A 22,835-nucleotide genomic window follows, 5' to 3' on the forward strand; every position below is an offset into this window, starting at 1 on the left:
TTATAAGGCTACTGGCGAGATTTAGTCAAGTGAATATACAACAGTGACGAACCGGTACTGTACGGTTCGTCACTGAGAATAGATCAGTTGGATTTTATAAAGTCTATTATTTCTTCTACCTGAGCAAAAGCAAGACAAGTCACAGTATCTGCTGCTCCATAGTATATAGCTATTCTACCCGTGGGTGCATCGCATAGAGCAGCCGTAGGAAATGTTACATTAGGCACATCGCCAACGCACTCATAAAGCCTCTGTGGCGAAAGCAAATAATTCGAACCTCTATATAGCACCTTCCACGGTTCATCTATATCAAGCAGTGCCGCTCCAAAGCTGTACACAAACCCATTGCACGACGTTAAAACGCCATGATAAAATAGCAGCCACCCTTCGGTAGTTTCTATGGGGATCGGGCCTGCTCCTATTTTTGTACTCTCCCATGGTTTATTTGGCGACATTACATGCCTATGATGGCCCCAATGTATCATGTCAGGACTTTCACTATAGAATATATCGCCAAAAGGCGTATGCCCATTGTCGCTCGGCCTGCTCAACATAGCATATTTACCATGTATCTTTCTGGGGAAAAGTACTCCATTCCTATTAAAAGGTAAAAAGGCATTTTCCATTTGATAAAATTCATTGAAATCATAAGTATATGCGACGCCTATCGTCGGATATCCATGATATCCGTTGCACCATGTAACATAATATTTGTCTTCTATTTTACAAACCCTAGGATCATAAGCATAGTTAAATTTCCCTATATTATCGTCTTCGCATATAAATTCTATACGTTTAGGATCTATATTCCAATTAATACCATCCTCACTGAGTCCCTTATGTACTTCCATTTGCCGGCTTTTAGTATCGCACCGAAATACCCCTGCAAACCCATTCTCAAATGGCACAACAGCGCTGTTAAAGATGCTGTTTGAAGATGGAATTAAGTCCCTCGGTATAACAGGATTGCGCTCATAACGCCATATAACATCATTACATCCAGCCGGTCTGTCCTGCCATGGCATATTAGGAAGTTCAGGACCTATTATAAATTGCTTTCCCATAAACTATCGTCCTCCCAAAATATTTAATTTTATTACGCCACGCTCAGCTAATTTGTGTAAAGAAATCAGCTGAGCGATAACTATATTATACCATACTTATCCCGTGAAAGAATATATCCAGCATCTCCACAGCATTATACTCCTCATGCTCGCAATTATACAAGGTAGCGGCGGCTACTCGGCTGACCATCGCAAGAAATGCCATAGCCGCGATATGCGGTTTTATTTTACGAAAACAGCCTGAAGATATCCCCCCGATTATCACAGAAGCTATCGCTTCTTCTATACGGTGCCTCACATTCATAAACATCTCCATTATTTCTTCGTTGACCTCATTCGGCTGGCTTATAACCACTTTGGCTATTTCAGCATGCTCCCGCATAAAATCTATATTGAACCTCATAAAAGACGACAAAACCTCTTTAGCATTCTTTATTCCTGTTATATGTCGTTCTACCTCTGCTATATACATCTCTACGGCATAACGCATCATCTCTTGAAAAAGCACTTTCTTACTTGGAAAATACTCATATATCGTACCTTTGCCTACACCTGCTGCTACTGCTATATCCTCCATACGGGCGTTGTAAAAGCCTTCTTTTGAGAACACGCGTATAGAGGCTTTTAGTATATCCTCCTTACGGGCTTCTTCCTTGGCAGCCATATTATACCTCCCTGCCGCCTATAGGTATTACATTATCGACAGGCTCATGATGACGGCGGCTGAATCTGTCGAACAGACTATAGATCACAGGCACTATTATAAGCGTTATAATAGTGGATAGCCCAAGTCCGAATATCACCGTTATAGCCATAGGTGCTTCCATCTCCGCTCCCTCGCCTATACCCAGTGCTAAAGGCACAAGGCCGAGTACGGTAGTAAGCGTTGTCATGAGTATAGGGCGCAATCTGGTAGGACCAGCCTTTATAAGAGCTTCCTCACAGCTATAACCTCTGTCCCTTAACTGGTTGGTGTAATCTATAAGCACTATGGCGTTATTGACCACTATACCTGTCAACATTATCACGCCTATATATGCCGGAACGCTCAACGCTTTGCCTGTGAGAAATAATCCGAATACAGCACCACCAAAGGCAAGTGGTACTGCAAACATTATATCAAAAGGATGGATAAACGACTCAAACTGCGCCGCCATTATCATATAAACCAATATAACAGCCAGTATAAGCGCCAAGCCGAGGTCGCCGAACGCATCATTAAGCATCTGACTTTGCCCACTGTAGCTCACGGCATAGCCACTAGGCAATCTGTAGGCATTTATTTTTGCTTGTATATCGGCAGTCACATCGCCCAACGCCCTATCCGATATATTTACGTTAACGCTTATCGTGCGGCGTAAATCCTGACGGTTTATAGCCACCGGCCCTTTAGCTTCCTCCACTTTGGCCAATTCACCAAGCGGAACGTTGCCGCCGGTCATAGTCGGAATCAAAAGCTGGGACAGCTTATCTGGATCAGTTTTATAACTTTCATCGCCATATAATGTCACATCGATTTCGCGCCCTTCAACTTTATAACGCGTAGCCAACTGTCCTTTTATAGCAGATTGAACCGTCGACGCTATGGTAGCTGCATTCAAGCCATATTGCGATGCTTTGTAGCGGTCTATTGTTAAGCGCAGCTCGGGCGCACCTTCTCCCATACTGGTAGTGACGCTGGTTACTCCCGGCACAGTTTCTACAAGCCCCTTTATATCATCGGCAACCTCAGCGAGTGTATCCATATCATCGCCTTTTATATCCACCGATATCGGCGCCCCCATAATCGATGCAGTACCGCCGCCCGTGGCTCCGCTTGCAACATCATTCATTGATGACACCGTTATCTTAGCACCTGGTATATTTTTTACCTGTTGACTCACCCATGCCGCTATTTCATCGGTAGTACGCGTACGTTGTTCCTTTGGCACAAGCGTAACGCTTATGCTTCCAATATTTGTGCTGCTACCGCCCATGCCACCTACCATGGAAACCAGAGCATTCCCTCCCACGGTAGTATATATAGTATCGGCTTCGGGTATCGTTTCCACTATATTTTCTACCTTATTGGTAATGTCGGCCGTCTTGGTATAAACTGTACCTTGGGGCAACTCTATACTTACACTAAATTGACCTTGATCCATAGGTGGCAAAAATTCACTGCCGACAAACGGTATCAGCGCTATCATAGCTATAAAGACTGCTGCTACTATAGCAACAGTTAAGCCCTTATGCTTTAATGCCGACTTGAGCACATTTCTATAAAAACTGTCTAAGCCAGACAATGTTCTGTTAAAAAAGCCATCTATCGACGTCCAGACAGTCCTGCGCTTAGGTTTCCCCTCATCCTCTATGGTCACTAAGCGCGATGCCAGCATTGGAACGATGGTTACGGCTACAACCAATGAGGCTAAAAGCGAAAACGTAACTGTAAGAGCCAGTTCCTTAAAAATCTCGCCGGCTAAGCTCTGAACGAATATTATTGGGAGGAATACTGCTACTGTGGTTAACGTCGAGCCGGTAATAGCCATAGCCACCTCGCCAGCACCATCGCTGGCCGCCTTAATACGCGTTTGCCCTTCTTGTCTGTGCCTGTATATGTTCTCTAATACTACTATAGAATTATCCACCATCATGCCTACGCCCAATGCTAGGCCGCCCATCGATATAAGGTTTAAAGTCATACCCGAAAAATACACCAACACAAAGGTTGCTATGACCGATATAGGTATAGATAATGCTATAACGAGCGAAGAGCGAACATTCCGTAAGAATATCAGCAGTACTATAACAGCTAATATTGCCCCTATTATAGCGTTATTCGCAACATTGTTTATCGACATCTTTATGAACTGCGACTGATCCAATACCGGTATTATCTCCATATTGGGTAATTCTTGGCGCAATTTTTCCAACTCCGCATTGACATCGTCGGCCACCTGAACAGTATTGGCCGTACTTTCCTTTTGCACTGATATGCCTATGCTCTCTTTACCGTTTATTTTATTATATTGGTTTATCTCTTTAAAAGTATCAGCCACGTCTGCTATTTCTGCAAGTTTTACTGTACCACCAGCCGGCGTAGGTATTGTTAATGCCTTTATATCGTCTATGCTCTTGAATTCGCCCATAGTACGGACCACCAACTGCTTGTCATTGCGCACTACTGTGCCTCCAGGCATATTAAGGTTTTCCGCTTTCAAAAGATTGGATATCTGTGTTATAGATAAACCGTATGTAGCCAGCTTCTCAGGCTGTACCGTTATAGATATTTCGCGTTGACGACCGCCGGTTATACTAACCGATGCTACGCCCTCTATACGCTCTATACGGTTATTTATAGTATCCTCTACCACCGCCTGGGCTCTAGATAGATTACCATCCTTGCTGGCTACCGAGATCTGCATAACAGGAAGCATTGTCGGATCAAGCTTTAACACCATCGGATTGGTTACACCGCTAGGCAGCATGCCTTTTATAAGGTCAACCTTTTCGCGCATGTCCAAAGCTGCAAAGTCCATATCAGTACCCTGATTGAATTCTAATATTATTATAGAACTGCCCTCTGTCGATATAGAGCGCACAGAGTTAACATTGGATACCGTACCCAATACACTTTCCAATGGCTTTGTTACCATAGTTTCTATCTCTTCAGGGCCCGCACCCGGATAAGAGGCTGTTACCGCTGCTATCGGCAGATTTATATTCGGCAAAAGATCCAAACCCAATCGACTTAAGGACACGACCCCAAGCACCAATATTATAGCTATTATCATCCATGTCATAACAGGTCGCTTTATAGAACCTTCCCATATCTTCAATTCGACATCACCTCTATTCAGCTATAGTGATGTCAGCGCCATCGGTCAGATACTGTTGACCCTCTACTACGATATTTTGGCCTACATCCAGCCCTTTCTTTATTTCTACCATTTTGCCATCATCCATGCCAATCTCAACCTGCTGCTTTTGAGCCTTTCCGCCGTCAGCTACATATACAACTTTGATACCGTTTTCATCAAGCACTGCTGTGCTAGGCACTACTATAACATCCGTTTTCTTATCCACAGCCAATTCAGCCCGGGCGAACATACCGGCCTTCAAATAATTACCTTTATTATCGATTTGTATGCTAACCGGATAATTTTGTGAACGCGGATCCGGTGTCGGCGATATCATGGTCACCGTCCCATTATATGTTTGATCTGGCACTGCATCGACCTTGATATTTACACTTTGACCTTTTTGTATTTTAGATATATCAGCCTCGGCAACCTGTATGTCCATAAGCAATTTGCTCACATCTATAACATTCATGGGCAGTGTGGTTTGAGCCACCATCTCGCCCTCATCCACATTGACGGAAGCCACTATACCATCTATAGGGGCATATATCTTAGTATTGGTCAATTGATGTTTCGCAAGGTTTAACGCAGCTTCAGCTTGCTTGAGTTGCGCGTTAAGCAGTTCATCGCTAGGTATCTGCATCTTAGATGTAGCTATAGAGCTAATCTGCGTCTGCACTGCTTTTAACGCTTCGTTTACAGAACTCAATCCGTCCTGGGCCTTGGAAAGCTGAGACTCTAGAGCATCTATAGTACTCTGAAGCTGAGCTTTTACCCGCTCATCCGGAGCAGATGCCAATTGTTTTTTAAGATCATTTAGCTGTGACTGCAATTGTTTTACAGTATCATTTAATTGTTTTTGTTGCGATGTCAAGGAATTTTGCTGATCTTTAAGCTTTTTTTCCATATTATCCAGATCTTCTTTTTTCTTTTTAGTATCATTCACATTTATTTTGGCTACATTATAAGCTGCCTGAGCTTGGTCAATTTGCGGCTGTATATCCGACGTATCAAGCTCTAAGAGCAGATCACCTTTTTTCACTGCATCGCCTATTTCAACAGGTATAGCAGTCACTTTACCCGGTAACTTAGGGATTATCATAACATCTTGTATTGGTTTCAGCCTAGCAGTATATTCTCTGCTGTTACCCACGCTGCCTAGAGCTACTTTCTGCACCGATACTGCTACTGCAGCATTTTTTTGTTGATCTTGTGTCGAAGTCTGGGGTTGATCACTACAACCCGTCATCAATAGGCCGACTGTAACAAGCGTTGCGGCCGCTATAGACACCCACTTTATGCTACTATTCAAGTAAGTACACCTCCTGATAAATTAACACGTTAAATTGACTGACCGTTCGGTCGACATCGTTTATTATATATCAGCACCATTTTATTGTAAAGCACAATATTTTATTTCTGCTTCTTAGCACCCTTTATTTTCGCTCTTAACTCTTGGCCACATACAAAAAAAGCGAGCCTGGCGAACCAGGCTCACTCTATCACAGCCACTTTCTTAAATGTGGCTTTTAAATCATTATAAAGCTGTTTATATATGTCATAATACTTATCATATATAGCTAAATTGCCCTCTAAGGGTTGTTGCACCCCTGTTATACGTATGGTGGCCTCACAAGCCTGCGGCACGCTATCATATATTCCAGCTCCTACACCAGCCAACAGCGCTGCGCCGAATGCCGGGCCTTCACTGGAATTAATAGTGGATACTGGATTATGGAAGTTATCGGCCTGCATCTGACGCCATAAGCTACTGCGGCCACCTCCGCCCGAGGCTCTTATCTCATTTACCTCAGCACCCATTTCTCTTATTATCTCTAAGCAATCTCTCAGACTATAGGCTACACCTTCCATAACGGCTCGGAACATGTCCTGCCTTGTGTGCATAGCAGACAGACCGAAAAATACACCTTTGGCATAAGGGTCCAGATGTGGTGTGCGCTCACCCATGAGATATGGTAAATATATAAGCCCCCTACACCCCGCAACAGCTTGGGCAGCTTCTTGAGTCATTATATCGTATGGATCATTGTTTAAAAAAACGCTCAGTTCTTTCTCCATGCCGCCAAAATTATTCCGCATCCACTGCATCGATAAGCCGGCTCCCTGCGTAACGCCCATTATATGCCATGTATTGGGTACAGCATGGCAAAACGTATGCACTCGTCCTTTCGGATCTATACGCACATCATCGGTATAGGCAAACACTACACCTGATGTACCTATAGTAGATGATACAATGCCCGTCTTAACTATACCATTTCCCACAGCACCTGCTGCTTGATCGCCGCCACCACCGACTACCGGCGTGCCGACTTTTAAACCAGTGATATCCGCTACATCCTGTGTCACATAGCCGCTTATTTCGGGCGATTCATATACGGCCGGCATCCATTCCTTATTTATGCCGAGCTTATCCAACACTTCGTCGCTCCATCGCCTGTGAGGAACATCTAAAAACTGCATGCCGCTAGCATCCGATACTTCAGTAGCAAATTCACCTGTTAATTTGAACCTTATGTAGTCCTTCGGCAAAAGTATTTTGTATATTTTCTCAAAAATATCCGGTTGATGTTTTTTTACCCACATGACTTTGGAAGCTGTGAAACCCGTTAATGCCGGATTGGCTGTTATCTCTATCAACCTCCGCCTGCCTATTATGTCGGTTATTTCATCGCATTCAGCTTGAGTACGCTGATCACACCATATAATAGCAGGCCTTAATACGTTATAATCCTTATCCAATAATACCATACCGTGCATTTGTCCAGTCAAACCGATACCTTTTATGTCGGCAGCATCGACGCCACTCTTAGTTATAACCTGCTTTATCGTTTCCACCGAGGCATTCCACCAATCCTCCGGGCGTTGTTCAGCCCAGCCCATCTGTGGTTGATACATAGGATACTCATATAATGCATGAGCCACACTATTGCCATTTTCATCGAACAGTACGGTCTTAGTCCCCGATGTTCCTACGTCTATTCCTAAAAGATAAGCCATTGTTCTACCTCCTAACGAAATAATAGCTCTTACTCACTTCTAAACTATTATATATCATGGCGGGCTTATAAACAATGCTTATTTCCTAGTTTCTGCGATTCGTAATATGGCAAGTTTAGCGCATACAATGATATAAATCCTACGCCCGCTACAGGCTTGACATATATACCGAGCGGGCTTTTGAAGCGTAAGACCACAGCAATCTTTGATTGCGTAGTGGTCCAGCTTCACAGCCGTAGCGAGGTCGAGGTATATATGTCAAGCCTTATGCCACGTAATAATTGCGTATTTACAATTCGTTTCGCTTGAGCAAACTAACGCCGGCTATTTGCTTATGCGGAAAGCATTTTCTTTATATATCTTATATACGCTGGTATGACCAACTCTGGTTCTTCCAGCTCCGGGTGCCATTTTTTCTCCCATTCAAGGGACAGCCATCCGCTATACCCATGTCGCTTGAGTATATCTATGCATTCTGCAATTGGCACATCGCCTTCACCTATAAGGCACAACGTAGCCTCCTTACCCTTACCTTTAGAATCTTTAATATGCGTATGTTTTATATACTTGCCCAACCTTTCAAAGGTAACTTCTATCGGTTCGCCAAAGACTTTATATGGATGATTTATATCCCATAAGACACCTATAGCAGGATTATCTACACGATTTAACACCTGTAACAGGTTATTTGACGAAGAAAAATCTCCATGAGTTTCAATAAGCACGCAGATTCCCTTTCGATCAGCGTATGTGCCCACAGTTTCTAGTCCTTTAGCAACGCGTTTTATCGTTTCTTCCTTTTTCGCTGGATTCGGTATATTATTACCGAACACCCTTATATAAGGCACGCCGAGACTCTGTGCCAAATCTATAGTCTTTTCAGCTTCAAGTATAGCCGCATCGAATCTTTCCGGATCATGAAAAGATGATGATGTATCAAGGCAACAAATTGCTAAGCCTTTTTGTTTTAATACAGATATAGTGTTGTCAATATTTTCCGGCAAAAAAGGTTTCGCTTTGGGTAAGAACATTTCGCCTTCTACGCCTCGTACTTCTATACCGTCATAACCAAGCCGCACTGCCTCCTTCAATATTTTATCCCAACTCCAGTCGGGACATGAAAGCGTCGTAAAAGATATCTTCATCGCTGCCATCCTTTCCAATATTTACTCATTCACTACGGTAAATCGATTACCGTGCATTCGCATAATCCATGATAATATAAGATACATATTTCTGTCCAATTATTCTTTTAGGGAACCGATCATTACACCTTTCACAAAATATTTTTGCAAGAATGGATATAAAGCCAATATAGGTACCGTAGCCACTACTATGGTACAATATTTCACCAGCTCTCTGGCAAAATATACTACGTCTGTCCCAGCTTGCATCGCTGCACCTCCGACTAAATTGCCAACATCGCTCATCGACTGCAGATCATTGGCAAGCAATATCTCCCTCAATATAAGCTGCAATGGAAACAAATTTCTGTCGCGCAAATATATCATAGCGTTGAACCATGCGTTCCAGTGTCCCACACCATAGAATAATACCATAACCGCCAAAACAGCTGTAGATAAGGGAAGTATTATCCTAAATAGAACTATAAAATCATTGGCGCCATCCATTTTTGCCGATTCCTCTAAGCTGTCTGGTATAGCCGCAAATGAGGTACGCATTATAATCATATTATAAGTTGAAATAGCGCCAGGTATCAAAATAGCCCATCTGGTATTTAACATATTCAGATTCTTTACCAACAAATACGTCGGTATCATGCCGCCACTGAAAAACATAGTAAAAGTTACAATAAACATCATCAGGTTTCTCCACAAAACGTTCTTTCTGGAAAGCACATAGGCCCCCAATGAAGTCATGAATATATTTATAGCAGTACCGGCCACTACGTAAATTATAGTATTTTTGTAACCATTAGTTATACTGGGATTCTGAAACACTAATTTATAACCCTCGATTGTGGGATTTCCAAGTGGCCACAAAAGAAGCCCTCTATGTTTCATAAGTTCTATCGGATCGCTAAAAGACGCAAATACAACATAGAGCATCGGGTATATGCAAACTATACAAAGTATAATGAGTATAAAAGCGTTTATTATATCGAAAATCCTTTCACCGGCAGTCCTTTTTACAAGCATTTATTTCACCCCTTTACCACAAGCTTGTTTCCGATACTTTTCTGCTAATAGCATTGGCCGCCACTAATAATCCAAAATTTATCAGAGAGTTAAATAAACCTACCGCCGTACTAAAACTGTAATCAAAATCAAGCAATCCTCTCCTATAAACATAAGTGGAAATCACATCAGCCGTTTCCATAGTGGTAGGATTATAGAGCAGCAGTATTTTTTCATGACCCACGCTCATTAATCCACCCAATCTAAGAATTAAAAGGATGACAATAGTGGGCGTTATTCCCGGAATTGTTATGTGAAATGTTTGTCGCCATCTACTGGCACCATCTATTGTTGCCGCTTCATATAACTGAGGGTCTATGTTTGTTATAGCAGCAAGATATATTATGCTGCCCCAGCCTATTTCCTGCCATATTCCAGAGCCTATATATATTGTTCTGAACCATTCCGGCTTCATCATAAAATTAGTTCTTTGTCCACCCAGCATCTCTATTATATCATTTATTACGCCGTCTGAAGCAGTAAAATCTACTATCAGACCGCACACCACAACCAATGAAATAAAATGCGGAAGATATGTTATTGTCTGGACGGTTCTTTTAAATGTATTATTTCTGACCTCATTTAATAACAAAGCCAATATTATAGGTGCTGGAAATCCCCATAATAAACTATATATACTGATGAGCAATGTATTCCTTATTAATTGCCAAGCATACGGCCCGTTGAAAAAACTTTCAAAATGCTTAAAGCCAACCCATGGACTACCCCATATGCCTTTACCTGGACTAAAATCTTTAAAAGCTATCATAAGGCCATACATCGGCCCATACTGAAAAATTATATAGTAGGCTAAAACAGGTATAGCCATTATATATATATACTTATTTCTTACAAAGTCTTTAGCAATAATCGTTCTCCAATTATCCTTTTTTCCTATATTTAACGGCGATTGGGCTATCGGTGTACTCATAATTTCGGTTCTTCCTTTCTTTCCCAAGTCATATATTTACTGAAAAGGGTAGGGATTTAACCGCTACCCCTTTTAAATAAAAACTATCGTTCATTATACCGTTTAAGAGCCGCTTCTTGAATGGCTATAGCCTTATCAATACCTAAAGATTTTATCTGTTCTACATACTTATCAAAGCTGCTTAATGGTTCTGTGCCCATTATAAATTTCAATATCATCTGGTCTTTGTAAGTATCCACATCGCTCATAATAGACGCGTACTCAGCACCTTCTTGATCTGTCATAGTTATTGGCGGTAAAACATAATCGTCCGGTTGATTCTCCCATGTCACACGATATGATTCCAAGTCTTCCATCCATCTTCTCGGATTTGATCTAAGATCGCTCTTTAGATAAGGTCCATTATGCAATCTAAATACCATATTAATTCTATCGAAACCTTGATAATTATCCTTAGCCAGAGGATATTCATTCCCATCTATTTCTATATGCTCAAGATACTTCGGCCTTCCTTTTTCGTCCAAACCATCATATGTTTTGCCTTCTGGACCAAAGTTGCACAATTTAAATCCATCTTCAGTATAATGATAATCAAACCATTTAACAGCCAATTCAGGGTTTTTGCACGCCGATGTTATAACACCATAATTAGCTCTGCATAAAGGATTCGTATATCTCCAATGAATATCAGATGAGGCATCTTTTTTAGGATAAGGTGCTCCAGCAAATTCTACATTCACAGCCCTAGCCTTCAGTACTAGACCTGTACCCTCCTGCAATACCGCTCCCACCTTTCCATCCATATACAAAGCCTGAGAGCTTTTGTTATCTCTGGTCGGAAAATCAGGATCGATCAATCCCTCGCTATACCATTTATTTATCATAGTTAAATATTCCTTAAATCCGGCCTCAATCGGCCCATATTTAACCTTATTGTCCTTTGTATCAAGATAAAAACCCGGCCCTATATCAAAAGCACTCACAAACGTACCAGCTGTTGTGTCTATACCATTCGGGTGATACATAAATAATATTGGCACTTCAGCATTTTTTTGTTCCTTAAATGCTTTCAATGCAGTATACCATTCATCTACAGCGGACGGGATAGGAAGTCCTAATTCATCCAGCCAATCCTTTCTTATGAACGGTCCAGTCCATGAATTTTCTTTAGCTACATCAAGTGGCACTGGGTTATCAGGCGTACCATATACGTCGCTGGTTACCATGCCAAAACCCGATAGATTTCCTTGATCGGTATATACCTCTTTCTTTAATTGTGGGTTAGATTCTATCGCTTTTTTATAATTTGGGGCATATTTATCTACCAACTCATTCAACCTTATATAAATACCATCGGCTATTGCTCTATCTATACCACCTTTATAACGCTCACCTTGCTCAATGATATCAGGCAAATCACCTGACGCTACCATAAGGTTAAACTGTTCTACTTCTTGTCCTTCAGCCGGATGAACAAACTCTATTTTTACATTAGTTAATTTCTCCAATTCTTGATAAACCAAATTGTGGCTTAGGTCCGTTATAACCTCCTTTGACGTACCGCCAAATGGCACCCAATAAGTAAAGGTTATCGGTTCTTGCGTAAGCGGCAGTGTTACAGTCCCATCGCTTGTTTGTGTGCCCCCTTCTTCCGAATTCTGTCCTTTATCCACCTTTTCTCCAGCCAGTACTGCATCGTTGTCCGATGAGCCACCGGAGCCTCCACAAGCAGCCAATAAGCTACCTATAAGGACCGCCACCAACAAAAGAGCTAACAGTTTAGAATTTCTTTTCACGGCAAATACCTCCTATAAAATTGAAAATGCGTAGACCATATGCTTTGGTCTACGCATTTATTCTAATATGGGTACGATAAAAATGTAAATTATCAGGTGGCGTTATTATACTTGCAATGCTTTAGAATACAGCTATCATCTCTTTGACTACAACTATCATTTCTTTATATTATGGGTTATCAGACATGGTGTCTTTAAATTTACCGGGGGTTATTCCTTCGTATTTCTTAAATGCTCTTATAAGCGCTAAATCATTAGTATAACCTACATTCTGAGCTGTTTCAGACAATGTACAGCCTTGCTTTAATATTTCTTTAGCATGCTTTAAACGCACTTGATTTATATAATCCGATAAATTAATACCCGTTTGCTCCTTGAAAAAATGGGACAGATAGGCTTCGCTAATACCTATCTTATTGGCCAGATATGAAAGGCCTAGCTTATTATTCCTATAATCTTTTCCCACCAAATCAAGTATTATTTCTCTTAATTCCTCATTATGACTTTTTTTATTGGCATTTATATGCTCGCATATCTTTGTAAATATCCCTTTTAGTTCTTGATGCATTTGTTCTACAGTATCGCATTTGCACAGGCTTTCCATGGGAAGCTGTTCCAAACCGATTTCATTCATTATTTTTATTCCAGTGCTCATTATATCAAAAAATAAACACTGCAACAGCTCATAGGGCAATTTCCTCTTTTGAAAGTTTTCTTTCAATGTTTCATCTAATAAAGCAAGAGCCTTTTGAGCATCACCAGCTTTTACATAATTTATAAGTTTGCTTTCAACTTCCAAAGGATAGTAATAATATTCTTTTTTATTTCTTTCTTCTATTTGTGAATAATCTGCTATAACACCGTATCCCATAGCTATTTTATAGTTCATCACTGTAACCGCTTGAGCATAAGAATTTTTTATTTCCTTTATGTTATATACTATACCGCCTATATAAGCGCTAAAGAGTATTGAAAATTCCCCTTGTATAATTCCCTGCACTTTCTTAAGCTCAGCAATTATTTCATCTAAAACAGCATCTTTCATATTAATTATTACATCGATAGTACGCTCATCAGATTCCATTATATAGCATTTACCATATGGGGCTAACACCTCTTCAGCTATATTCGTTATTATAAATTTCGCTAATGCCAATTCCTTTTCTAATTCACTGCTTATAGCAAATTTACTATAATCGTCTATGTGGATGATGCATACCAAAAATTTATTATCATCAAAATGTAGGTTATAAAATTCAAGCGAATCTTTTATAACATCATAATTCACATCTTTGCCAACTAAAAGCCTTTTTAAAAATTCCGACCTAAGTATGGGCATCCTAGCATCCAATTGATGTCTCATTTGTTGTTCATTAATTATGCTAGATATAGCCGTCCGCTCTATAAAGTCGTATTCATCGCGTATATTGGCTATGTTATTTTTATCAGCATGCACCATTAATTGTTGTATAATCTTCTTTATAGGGTTGTAGTCCCTGTATGCCATAAAATAAGCTATTATAATACCCAACACCAAACATATTGCAATTATTACAACAGTCATATATTTTATATCTTGTACTGGAGCTAAATATACATCGCTAGGTATTGCAACCACATACCTCCATCCGATCTGTCTGGATGCGATGTAAGAAAAAGCAACTTCTTTATTATTTATTGTTTTATAAAATATCCCATTGTCAGATTTAACATCATTCAATACATCCAACGACAGTTCGCTATTATCGTTGGATACTACTATTCTATTATTATCATCGATTATATATAAATCACTCTTACTAGTTTCTGCTATCTCCTTCAACATTTGTTGTAATTTTTGTACAGAAATGAGTTGTACAATATTTGCATAGTTACCGGAAGAGTTGTCCAATGGTACCGTTCGAATATACGTTAAGTACTTTCTATCGCTATTGCTGCTGGATTGCATGGTTGGATAGATAAAATCGCTTTTTACAAAACGTTTCTTTAGTACATTATCATACCAATAATCAGGACCTAAGTTCTGATAGCAATATCCCACTCTGTAAAACATTTCAGGGTCATATTTACCATCAGGAGTTAATATAACATCACTGGCGGAAAAATAGACATAAAAGTCATCTATAGAATTACTGACATTTTTGTACGCAGCTAAGTCCTTTATAAGTTGTACAGCATTATAACGGTCAAAACTATTTGAAGGATTGGAAACATACAAAAAACCTTTTACTGCGTTATTTAGCGATACCTCAGTAATTATTTGATTCATCTGATCTATTCTACCATCCAACGTATCCCTTAGCTGTAACAACATTGCGTTATCATATTTGGCGTTCTGCTCCGTTAATGCTGAAATAGCTCTGTTATATATTATACTTCCCGTAGTGATGGGTATGAACAATATTATAATATATGATATAAAGAATCCTATAAAAACCTTGCTGGCTCTTCGTTTTTTTAACCCCATATTCAACACTTCCCCTCCTCAAAGCATACAGAACACATGACTAAGCTCCTGCTTATCATAGCACATTATACATTATATGTATACACTATGCAAGCAGTTCTGCGGTTCCAGTTCATCTTATATAACTATTCATGTACCATCGCGCATAGGCGACGATAACGATTAATCTCAAGATGATGGAAATTAAAGAAATGCTATTATTAGCGCTGAAAATATGATATAGTCTATATAAGCGAAAATAACATTAAGGAAGGACTTTATGGATAAAAAATACGCTGTACTAACGGATTTTGACGGTACCATATCCACTCTAGATATAGGCGACCAGGTTATACAAGAATTTATACGGGTGGATAACGGCAAACAATTGGAAAGCGATTTCCGCAATAAGGTTATAGGATCAGCCGAACTGTACAGGCGGCTGTATGCAGGATTTCATGGTACCGAACAAGACGTGGTCGAATTTGTGAAGGGCTTTTACCTCGACCCTTATTTTAAGCAATTTATAGGCTTTTGCCAACAAAATAACCTAGAGCTGGCCGTACTAAGCGACGGTTTTCAGTATTATATAAAAGCCTTGTTTGAAAAATATGGTATAAATATGTCGGACGTGACCGTATATTGTAACAGAGCGCATTTTAATGCAGATAAGGTTGTACTGGAATTCCCATATCAAAACCCGTACTGCGACATATGTGCCAACTGCAAAGCAGGAGCTTATATAAAATACAAGGATATAGGCTACGATGTTATATTTATAGGCGACGGTTTCTCTGATCGGTACGTTGCTGAGAAAGCCGACATAGTATTCGCAAAAAGCCATTTGGCTCAATATTGCGAGAACAACAGCATAGCCTATATACCGTTCGGCGATTTTAACGATGTAAAAAATGCACTATCTATGATGTTATCATTATCTTAGGCTGCGATGATAAACCGAAACGCGTAAAGCAGTATCTATCCGTCCATATATCATCGCAGTCAATATCAGCATCAGTCCAACCTTTACGATTTGTAAAGCTTAATGGGCCAACAGCGTATAGCTCACCAGCTATATGATGATGTGGGCCCAACAGGTTCCGGCAGCTGCCCATCAGTTCCACTCCCAAAGTATTTTGTCCGCTCTTCAGAACATCAGTAACATCTATTTTATAGGGAGCCCACGGAATATTACCAGCAACTTTTTCGTTTATCCATACTTTGGTAAGTACATCATCTGGTTTTGTGCATAAATCCAAATAAACCCTTTGTCCTAGTTTCAAATGGGGTATGTCGATATGTTGAATGAGTTTTACATTACCTGCATAAAATACCAGGCCCTGTACACTAAGATCGCCAATTGTTACCGTCGTGGGCATCTGGCGGCACACAAAAGGTCCATCGGTAAATACAGCCCTACGGTCTCCATATTTATGATCAGACATGCTATATACACCAAAATGCCCTAAAAGGTATATGCTCTCTATCTCAGTATCGTATGTCATCTTATTTGTCTGCGATTCATGAATATTAGGCGTCGTTAAAAGCTGATAGACATCATCGGAATATTCAAAGTCAGTTTTCAATATAACCTCATTTATGCCACAACAAACATATTTGCTTATATCCACCTTTTTAATGGATTTATCGCGCCACCAACCTATATCATCATATTCCACATGTCGTCCGTTTACCTCTATATCAAACCTAACTGCATCTTCTATGCCAAGATATATTTCCTCATTATAGAAAGGTTGATATTCAACATTAAAGCTAAACTTCAATGCCACCCGGGCAGCTCGTCCCATGCGCAAAAGCATGTCCTGTATAGCTATAACTGGCATCGGCTTAGACCACGGACCAGCATCTACCGATACACAGGCATAATCCAACGTCAGCGCATTATAATCTTCCAACTCTATATACCACTGATCAGCCAAGATAACCGGTATTTCTTCAAGCTGAGCAATATGTAATACAGCCCCATTATTATCTGTTCCGTTTTTATCCAGCAATATAGCATAAGACTGCATGGGCATAAAATTCAATTCAATCGACGTGCTACCTTCAGCATAACCTGCCGATATGACCTCGTATTCTCCATTTTCCAACCGGCATAGTTTGGGATACCAGCTTCCCTCTAATACCATACGCGCACATACACTATCGGTTTGACTTATATTGACCGCAAATATGAGCCTTTGACCGCCATTTATATCCCTTTGCTGAACATATATATAACTTATATCATTGCCATTCTGATCACATATATTAAGCCTCAAATCGCTTAAAGCAACCTTTATCTCACTCTTATCCAACTCTATACACTTTACTTTCGATCTTAACATAACCAAATCATCGCTGTCCCGCCCATTGACAAGCATCGGAAAATTCCCTATCGATATAACCCTTCCGCCTGATTGAACAAAGCGCTGAATCAGTCGCACTGTAGCCTTGTCCAATGTAAAAGCCGGAGGTATAACCACTACCTTATAACGTGCTTTACCTACCGCAAGGGTATGACCATCTACATCAGCATATTCGCTCAATATGCTTTCATCGCCATAATCGTAATCTATGTGTAATTCCATAAGCCAACGGCTCACATCGTTCAAGGCCTCATCCAGTTTCTTTATAGACTCGTTATCGATAGGACTATATTCCATCCAGGCACTGTGCAAAGGATGGAGCACTAAAACATCACATATATGTTGTCCTTCGGTTAGCAACAAGCTCAAACGCGCAAAATAATCGTTAAACAACTTATAATCAGGCCACCACGGTTGCTGGTAAAATAAGCTGGGGGGATAGTCCCTCTTTCGCAAGCCTTTCATGCTGTACCACTCAAGATGCTGACACACAGTATTTACGCCAAGTACGTATTGCCATTCGGCTATCCACTTGAGTTCTTCAAAACTGATGTTCCAACCCGAGCAACCAAACATTTCTGATATAATATGCTTTTGGCCCAGTTGATGAGCTATCGATGATACCTGCTTGACTGTAATCGTTCCGCCTATGCGGCGCAATAGCCAGTCTATGCCAGGCATTTGCATGTAATGATAAAAGGGCATGGCACCTGCTGTACCCCCCATTTGTGCCATCATATTGTCTTCAGACATTACATGCCCGGTAGATACTATACTATGATTCCGGCACCAGTCCCCTATTTGCTTGCTGAAGGCTTCCGTAAATAGACGACTGACCGTCTTCCAAAAGTCATATCTTATGCTTTGGTATCCCTCTATTTTATAAAACAGTGCAGGAAGAACTGAGATTATACTATATCCATGTTCGTTTTCAAACTGTTCGGCTAAGGAAAATGACCACGGAATTCTGTTGGAGGCATACTGGGGTTCATCGGTGAATATACCCTTTATAACGCTGCCAAAGCTATCTTTCATACGCTCATAATATACTTCGTGCGTATTGTCTATAAAGGAACGTATGGCTTGTTCATTTAAAACATCCACATAGTAAGGGTTACTTACCCATCCTATATGCACCATTACCTCCTTGGGCCCCAAAATGGTAATACTTTCTTGGCCTGAAGCATATCTGAAAGTTCTATAACTATCGCCTAGGATATATATACCGATAGTTTCATCAGTCCACGAGATATTATCTGGTTCTATCTGCCGACATTCCAGCCATTTCTGCTGATAGTCGATGCCCAAGGCAGGCACTTTGCCATCGGCAAAACCACTAGGCCATCCATTTTCATCATAAAGCCACGGGCTTATGCCCTGTCGCTTGCCTTCTTCCACGCATATTTCGATGGCTTGCAGCCATTCATCAGACATATACGGCGTCTTTAAACCAGAACGAGCATGCATAAAATAACCGCCCAATCCTGCCTCCTTCATTTGCCTTATTTGCCAACGCAGCTCATCATCATTCAGTTTATCATTCAACGCCCAAAAAGGTATAGCTCTATATTCTTCGGGCGGATTTTTCAGCTGATCCTTCCAATCCAAAGCAACAGCCCTCCTCAACATTCTTCAAGCATTATTCTACCCTAATAGACGCCGATATGCAATACTTATGGTTTTTATGTTTTGCGGAAGAATTCATATATACCCATGATCATGAGGAATATGCCGAACGATATGCGCAGTGTCCTCGATGATAAGCCTATAGCCATCCATGAACCTATCAGGGCACCTGCTATGCCCGATATAGTGATCCATATTGCCAGCTTATATTTTATATTACCGTTTTTCCAATGAATTGCTATAGCTATTATAGCCGTAGGTATAAATGCCGTAAGATTGACGCTCTGGGCAACGTGCTGTTCTATGCCACCGAATAAAATAAGAGCGGGTATAAGTATAGTGCCCCCACCTATACCCATCCCGCTTATAATACCTGATAATAAACCTATGATAAACATCCAGATCAAAATATCATTCTCACCGCCGCTATGATCATAAATACCGCGAATATCTTACGCAAAGTATCGGCAGGTACCACATGCAACAAACGCGCGCCTATATAGCCTCCCGAAACACCGCCTAAAGCCACTTTCCATGTAAGTTGCCAGTCGACGATACCACTTTTGGCATATATAAATATGCTCACGATAGTAAGGGGAAGTATTATGGATAAAGCCGTTGCATGAGCATCATGCTCTTCAATGCCCAATATCATAGACATAGCCGGTACAACTATCATGCCTCCCCCCGAACCAAAAAGGCCGTTGAATAAACCAGTAACAAATCCTATAGCTGTTATCTTTAAGGCTCTCATAAAAAATACCCGTTTATAAAAATTCACGGCATTCTCGGAATCGATATCTCTTCGAAATATAATTTCTCAATATCTGTTCCTCAAATGCCGCTAGTCATACTATGGCCTGAACACCCTTGCTTTATACATTTATTTTTCAAGATGCTCCAATCGCTCTTTTATGCTGTCTATCATAGCCTGATATTGAACTGCCTTATCCCTTTCAGCCTGCACTACTGCGGTAGGTGCCTTGGTAATAAAGCTTTGATTGGATAATTTAGCCTTTGTCCTATCGAGTTCAGCACAAAGTTCATCATATTCCTTTTTCAAGCGCGCTGTTTCCTTGGCTATATCTACCAATTCACCCAATGGTATATATATATCCGCCCGTCCGGTTACCGCAGACACCGCATCGGCAGATATATCGCTTTTATCAGATTTTATACTCAACTCACTTACGCCTGCCAACCTTTCTATATACCGGGCATTGGCTTGAAATAGAGGCTCGTAAGAAGGATCAGTAACCAATACGACTTTCGGCTTTCGGCCAGCCTCCACATTCATTTCAGCCTTTATATTTCGTATAGCTTGTATTACATCCATTATGGACTGCATATTATCTATGCTGTCTTCAAACACAAACTCTGCCTCAACGCATGGCCAATCCGCAAGCATTATTGTACCATACGATCCCGGTAAATGATGCCATATTTCCTCGGTAATAAACGGCATGTATGGGTGTAGCAACCTTAAGATACCATCCAATACATGGCACAGCACATAAAGCGTATTCGTCTTAACAGCCTCGCCCTGCTGAAGCTGTACTTTAGATAATTCTATATACCAGTCGCAGTATTCGCTCCAGATGAAGTCATAGAGTTTTTGTGCCGCAAGACCTAGTTCAAACCGCTCCAGGTTGGATGTCACTTCTTCAACCAACTGACTATAACGTGTCAGTATCCATCTATCCGGCAACGTTAACTCATCAAGCGATGTGGGCTTGATGTCTTGTTCATTTAAATTGAGCAATACAAACCTGGCCGCATTCCATATCTTATTCGCAAAATTACGGCTAGCTTCTACTTTATCCCAGTAAAAGCGCATATCGTTGCCGGGAGCATTGCCGGTTACCAGCGTAAACCGCAAGGCGTCAGCACCGTATTTATCGACCACATCTAGCGGATCGACACCGTTTCCGAGGGATTTGCTCATCTTGCGCCCTTCATCATCGCGCACTATACCGTGTATAAGCACATATTTGAAAGGTATATCACCCATATGTTCAAGGCTGGAGAATATCATACGCGCTACCCAAAAGAAAATGATCTCGTAGGCGGTAACCAAAACATCAGTTGGGTAAAAATAATCTAATTCCAGCGTACGATCCGGCCAACCCAGCGTGGAGAATGGCCATAGCGCCGAGCTAAACCATGTATCCAAGACATCAGGATCCTGCTCTATATCATCAGAGCCGCATTTATCACAAGTATGGGGTCGCTGAGACAATACCATAATATTGCCGCATACGTGGCAGTAATACGCCGGGATGCGGTGACCCCACCACAGTTGGCGTGATATGCACCAATCCTTTATATTTTCCATCCAGTTAAAATATATATTAGCAAAGCGCTGGGGAATAAACTGTATACGGCCATCGCGTACAGCTTCTATAGCAGGTTCAGCCAATGGCTCCATCTTAACAAACCACTGTTTGGACACTATAGGCTCCACTATAGTGGAACATCTGTAGCAATGCCCCACATTGTGAACATGATTTTCAATTTTATCTATAAACCCTTGCGCTTCGAGGTCCGCTAATACAGCGCGGCGAGCTTCATACCTCTCCATACCATTATAACGACCGGCGTTCTCATTCATATGCCCATCATCAGCCATGACGCGTATAACTGGTAAGTTATGCCTTATCCCCACTTCAAAGTCATTGGGATCATGGGCCGGCGTGATCTTTACAGCACCGGTACCGAATTCCATATCAACATATTCATCGGCTATTACCGATATCTCCCTGTTTATAAGAGGCAATATAACAGTTTTGCCTATAACATCTTTATAACGCTCATCATTCGGATTTACAGCTACTGCTGTATCACCCAGCATGGTTTCAGGCCTTGTCGTAGCTACCACCATATAACCTGAACCATCGGTAAACGGATAGCGTATATGCCAAAGGTGACCGTGTTCCTCCTCGTACTCAACCTCGGCATCAGACAACGCTGTTTTACACTCGGGACACCAGTTTATTATGCGATCACCGCGATATATCAAGCCTTTCTCATACAATCGCACGAATACTTCTATGACGGCCCTGCTACATCCTTCATCCATCGTAAAGCGTTCCCGCGACCAGTCGCACGATACCCCAAGCCTTTTCAATTGAGCAGTTATCCGGCGGCCGTATTTTTCACGCCACTGCCATGCTCTCTCCAGAAATTTTTCTCTGCCCAGATCATATTTTGTAATACCTTCTTTAGCTAGTTCATCTTTTATCTTGGCCTCGGTAGCTATGCTGGCATGATCAGTGCCCGGTATCCAAAGCGCATTATAACCTTGCATACGGCGCCAACGTATAAGTATATCCTGTAATGTATTATTCACAGCATGACCTATGTGAAGCTGTCCAGTAATATTGGGAGGTGGCATAACTATGCAAAAGGGCTGTTTATTCTTATCCACTTCAGCCCTGAAATATCCCTTGTCCATCCATTCTGTGTACCATTTATCTTCCACCTTCGACGGATCATAAGCTTTGCTCAACTGCTCCATACTATTCCTCCTATCAATTCAG

15 protein-coding genes are annotated in these 22,835 nt (G+C 41.1%); 1 reads left to right on the top strand and 14 read right to left on the bottom strand.

Translation table 11 applies throughout. The features are described 5' to 3' along the window. Positions 1 to 83: 83 nt before the first annotated feature. From MAHAU_RS08325 to MAHAU_RS08370, 10 genes are all read right to left on the bottom strand, one after another. On the bottom strand, positions 84 to 1,064 hold the full coding sequence (locus MAHAU_RS08325; protein ID WP_013781285.1) for a glycoside hydrolase family 130 protein: 981 nt from the start codon (positions 1,062 to 1,064) through the stop codon (positions 84 to 86). An 85-nt stretch (positions 1,065 to 1,149) separates the two neighbouring features. After that, positions 1,150 to 1,728 carry a TetR/AcrR family transcriptional regulator gene (locus MAHAU_RS15050; RefSeq protein ID WP_013781286.1) on the bottom strand — a complete coding sequence of 193 codons (579 nt, stop codon included), beginning with the start codon at positions 1,726 to 1,728 and terminating at the stop codon, positions 1,150 to 1,152. A gap of 1 nt (position 1,729) precedes the next feature. Continuing rightward, entirely contained in the window at positions 1,730 to 4,885 is a 3,156-nt protein-coding gene (locus MAHAU_RS08335; protein WP_013781287.1) for an efflux RND transporter permease subunit, read from the bottom strand. A 13-nt stretch (positions 4,886 to 4,898) separates the two neighbouring features. Next, positions 4,899 to 6,221 (bottom strand): efflux RND transporter periplasmic adaptor subunit, encoded by a 1,323-nt coding sequence (locus MAHAU_RS08340; protein ID WP_013781288.1) that lies wholly within the window; start codon positions 6,219 to 6,221, stop codon positions 4,899 to 4,901. A 182-nt stretch (positions 6,222 to 6,403) separates the two neighbouring features. Beyond that, positions 6,404 to 7,930, bottom strand: coding sequence for a xylulokinase (gene xylB, locus MAHAU_RS08345; RefSeq protein ID WP_013781289.1), 1,527 nt, complete (start codon positions 7,928 to 7,930; stop codon positions 6,404 to 6,406). Between the two features lie 332 nt (positions 7,931 to 8,262). Next, entirely contained in the window at positions 8,263 to 9,075 is an 813-nt protein-coding gene (locus tag MAHAU_RS08350; RefSeq protein WP_013781290.1) for a sugar phosphate isomerase/epimerase family protein, read from the bottom strand. Positions 9,076 to 9,174: 99 nt separating this feature from the next. Further along, positions 9,175 to 10,089, bottom strand: coding sequence for a carbohydrate ABC transporter permease (locus MAHAU_RS08355; RefSeq protein WP_013781291.1), 915 nt, complete (start codon positions 10,087 to 10,089; stop codon positions 9,175 to 9,177). A 13-nt stretch (positions 10,090 to 10,102) separates the two neighbouring features. After that, positions 10,103 to 11,059: an ABC transporter permease gene (locus MAHAU_RS08360; protein WP_013781292.1), complete on the bottom strand. Its 957-nt coding sequence runs from the start codon at positions 11,057 to 11,059 to the stop codon at positions 10,103 to 10,105. A gap of 83 nt (positions 11,060 to 11,142) precedes the next feature. After that, positions 11,143 to 12,855, bottom strand: a complete 1,713-nt coding sequence (locus MAHAU_RS08365; protein WP_013781293.1) for a type 2 periplasmic-binding domain-containing protein — start codon at positions 12,853 to 12,855, stop codon at positions 11,143 to 11,145. A 169-nt stretch (positions 12,856 to 13,024) separates the two neighbouring features. Continuing rightward, positions 13,025 to 15,124, bottom strand: a complete 2,100-nt coding sequence (locus MAHAU_RS08370) for an AraC family transcriptional regulator (RefSeq protein WP_245543907.1) — start codon at positions 15,122 to 15,124, stop codon at positions 13,025 to 13,027. A 457-nt stretch (positions 15,125 to 15,581) separates the two neighbouring features. Between MAHAU_RS08370 and MAHAU_RS08375 the strand changes: the two genes are divergently transcribed. Next, positions 15,582 to 16,244 (top strand): MtnX-like HAD-IB family phosphatase, encoded by a 663-nt coding sequence (locus MAHAU_RS08375; RefSeq protein WP_013781295.1) that lies wholly within the window; start codon positions 15,582 to 15,584, stop codon positions 16,242 to 16,244. Here the strand turns inward: MAHAU_RS08375 and MAHAU_RS08380 are convergent. The 4 genes from MAHAU_RS08380 to MAHAU_RS08395 all read right to left on the bottom strand — a co-directional run bounded on the left by MAHAU_RS08380 (position 16,222) and on the right by MAHAU_RS08395 (position 22,813). Continuing rightward, a complete protein-coding gene (locus tag MAHAU_RS08380) occupies positions 16,222 to 19,278 on the bottom strand; it encodes a glycosyl hydrolase (protein ID WP_013781296.1) in 3,057 nt (1,018 codons plus the stop codon). The two genes, MAHAU_RS08375 and MAHAU_RS08380, sit on opposite strands and share 23 nt — an antisense overlap. A gap of 74 nt (positions 19,279 to 19,352) precedes the next feature. Beyond that, a complete protein-coding gene (locus tag MAHAU_RS08385; RefSeq protein WP_041644495.1) occupies positions 19,353 to 19,700 on the bottom strand; it encodes a sulfite exporter TauE/SafE family protein in 348 nt (115 codons plus the stop codon). Beyond that, positions 19,700 to 20,050, bottom strand: coding sequence for a sulfite exporter TauE/SafE family protein (locus MAHAU_RS08390; protein ID WP_041644002.1), 351 nt, complete (start codon positions 20,048 to 20,050; stop codon positions 19,700 to 19,702). The genes MAHAU_RS08385 and MAHAU_RS08390 overlap by 1 nt, the downstream gene beginning before the upstream one ends. A gap of 129 nt (positions 20,051 to 20,179) precedes the next feature. Further along, positions 20,180 to 22,813 carry a valine--tRNA ligase gene (locus MAHAU_RS08395; protein WP_013781299.1) on the bottom strand — a complete coding sequence of 878 codons (2,634 nt, stop codon included), beginning with the start codon at positions 22,811 to 22,813 and terminating at the stop codon, positions 20,180 to 20,182. Between the last annotated feature and the right edge of the window lie 22 nt (positions 22,814 to 22,835).

This window comes from Mahella australiensis 50-1 BON (genome assembly GCF_000213255.1).
Classification (GTDB): domain Bacteria; phylum Bacillota; class Clostridia; order Mahellales; family Mahellaceae; genus Mahella; species Mahella australiensis.